Origin of the sequence: Cohnella suwonensis (assembly GCF_042655365.1) — a bacterium.
Lineage (GTDB): Bacteria > Bacillota > Bacilli > Paenibacillales > Paenibacillaceae > Cohnella > Cohnella suwonensis.
Genome location: NZ_JBHSMH010000114.1, coordinates 1 through 3,205, shown reverse-complemented (window position 1 = coordinate 3,205; position 3,205 = coordinate 1). Strand labels below are relative to the sequence as shown.

The window sequence follows — 3,205 nt, the reverse complement described above, 5'->3', positions numbered from 1 at the left end:
GGGCATTTTCCTGCATCATTGCCCGGTCTCAATCTGGGGACTGCAGCAAGGGTCGCCGATTTTGACCATGACGGCGATCTCGATATTTATGCCAGGGTGAACGGAGCATCGAGTGATCTCTATTACGAGAATGTCAACTCACCGCCGCGATTAACGGCATTTACGCCAGTTTCTAACGCCACGAGTGTCGGCGTTTCCGATAACATTACATTGACCTTCAGCCATAGCAGCGCACTTAGCCGTGGATCAGGAACGATCTCGATTAAGGTGGACGATGGCGACGGTAATTTTGCCAACGACGTCACCTTTGAATCTTTTTTGGCAAACGATGCTCGGGTCTCGCTGACTGGCAATGCATCGTCCTCTACCGTCACCATCAATCCGACAGGAATTCTTTCCGCGAATACCAGCTATTACTTGGTAATCGCGCCGACAGCTTTCGTTGACGCGGACAATCGCGGTTTTGTGACTTTGGTCAGCAACCGATTTCATTCCGGTATTCCCGAACCGGCAGTGACGCAAGCCGGTAACTCGCTGGACAATCTCTCGGACCGGACGCTGCTCAGCTTTACGACTGCGTCCGGCGGCAGCACCGCCCCCACCCTGACCGCGACCGGAGCTGCGACGACGTTTATTCAGGGGATGAGCGGCGGCGTGGATCTGTTCAGCGGCGTGACAGCGGCCGCCAACGACAGCGGTGAGACCTTCACGGACGCTACCTTCACTGTCACCAATGTGTCGGACGCCACCGAATATCTGTCCATCGCCGGCACTAATGTGGCGTTGACCGACGGCACCAGCGGAACCATCGCTGGGGTTGGCAGCTACAGCGTGTCGGTGTCCGCCGGAACCGCTACGGCTTCATTAACCGGCCTGTCGGCCAGCGATGCCCAGATGGGCGGCTTGATCGACGGCGTGCAATTTTACAGTAGCGACGCCAGCGTCACTGCGGGTAACCGCGTCGTTACGCTGACCACCGTCGGAGACAGCGGGTCGTCCAACAACAGCGCCACTGTCAGCCGCGCCGCCACTGTGTCGGTGGTGGCGAGCAACGCCGTCTTGACAGTGACGTCGTCAGGCGATGTCGATACCGGCGGCGACAATACGGACTTGGCGGGAGATATTTCCGATGGCGGCGGCCTGACCTTGCGCGAGGCCATCTATTGGGCCAACGCCAACGCGGGCGCCGACACCATTGAACTCGCCACGAGTGTCACGCTGGCTTCGGGGATCACCGCGCCCACCCAAAGCCTGCTGATCGACGGCAATGGTTACACGATCAACGGCGGCTCCCAGTCCGGCTTCCAGATCGAAACCGCAGGCGTTCATTTCGTTTTGCAGGACGTTTCACTAACGAATTTTTCTGATTCGAACAATTCTGTGACTGGCGGCATCATCGGCTATTCGTCGAATGCCAAGAACTCGTCGCTTGGCATCTATAACGTTCATCTATTCAACAACGATGTAAGAACTTTTGGAAATGGCCTAATTGACCTGTTTACAGGGTCGTTTACGACGTTTTATCTTGAAGTAGACAATTCATCGATTTACGATAATACGATGTTTGGCGGGCTGTCTGCAGAAGGTGCAATAAATATTTGGGATAATGTCGGGCTTGATAACCATTCGATCAGCATCGCCAACTCGGCCATCTATAATAATGTCGGTGTCAACGGTGGCGGTGTCGCCGCGCTCCTGCTGCAATCCAGTACTGCAGGCTCGGCAAACACCCGCGTAAGCATCGCGAATTCGACGTTCACAGCCAGCGATGTCGGCATCAAATTTGCCTTCTACAACAATGCCACGGGCGGCACGGTCGATGTACGCAATTCGATCATTGCCGGCAATACCGACAATATAGCGACGTTCCAGAACAGTGCGAGTGGGGTTTACACGCTGAACAGTGTGAACAGCATTATGTCCGGCGCTGTCGATTTCGTCAACAGCGGCAGCGAAGATTACCGCTTGGCATCCACCGCGTCCAACGCAATCAACGGGGGTGACGCCTACTATGTTACTGGCGCCCTCGACGTGCGGCGGATGGACCGCATCCGCCAGTCCACAGTGGACATCGGCGCTTATGAATCGGAATGGGCGAGCGGTACCGTGCCAACGGTCGATCTCGACACAGGCACCAACGGCAATGACGCCACAGCCACTTTCAGCACGGGAGGCATCACCTTCCTGCCGAATATCGCGATTACCCAGTCTGACAGCGACGCCAGGGTCTACACCGCCACCGTCGCCATCACTAGCGGCGACATCAAGGACATCGGCGATGAAACGCTGTCGCTGACCCAAGCACAGATCAATGCCGCGCTCGGGTTCGGCATCACGGTGACCGGCAACAATTCCACCAGCCTGACGCTGACTGGCGGGGCGACTCTGGCCGACTTTAAAACCGTCCTCGGCCAGATCAAATACAACGACACGGCGGCGACACCGACGATCGGCGACCGCCGTATCACGGTGGACGTGAACGACGACTTGGCCGCGACTCAGCGGACTGCTACCATCACGACAGCAACGCCGGATACAACAGCGCCAACGTTAAGCTTAACTAGTGCAAGTGCAACAACCGACACCGCGACAACCTTAAACTTCACATCGGATGAAGCAGGAACCTACTACTATGTAGTCTATGCAGCGGCAGACGCAGCACCGAATGCGGCAACGATTGCAGCACAAGGAACAGCCTTAGCCAAAGGAACAGCGGCAGCAGGCGCAGCACCGAACACGGCTAGCGTATCTGGCTTAACCGCATCCACAGGGTACAAGGCCTATGTCATCGTCAAAGACGCGGCTGGCAATGCTTCGGGCGTAGCGACAATCTCGTTCACCACGACAGCAACGCCGGATACAACCGCGCCAACGTTAAGCTTAACCAGTGCAAGTGCAACAACCGACACCGCGACAACCTTAAACTTCACATCGGATGAAGCAGGAACCTACTACTATGTAGTCTATGCAGCGGCAGACGCAGCACCGGATGCGGCAACGATTGCAGCACAAGGAACAGCCGCAGCCAAAGGAACAGCGGGAGCAAGCGCAGCAGCGAACACGGCTAGCGTATCTGGCTTAACCGCATCCACAGCGTACAAGGCATATGCCATCGTCAAGGATGCGGCTGGCAATGCTTCGAGCGTAGCGACGATCTTGTTCACCACGACAGCAACGTCGGATACAACAGCACCAACGTTAAGCT

At 56.4% G+C, this 3,205-nt stretch carries 1 protein-coding gene; it reads left to right on the top strand.

The window, feature by feature from the left end:
- Nucleotides 1-3,205, top strand: a 3,205-nt coding sequence (locus ACFPPD_RS25815) for an Ig-like domain-containing protein (RefSeq protein ID WP_378083875.1), incomplete at both ends; no start/stop codon positions are given.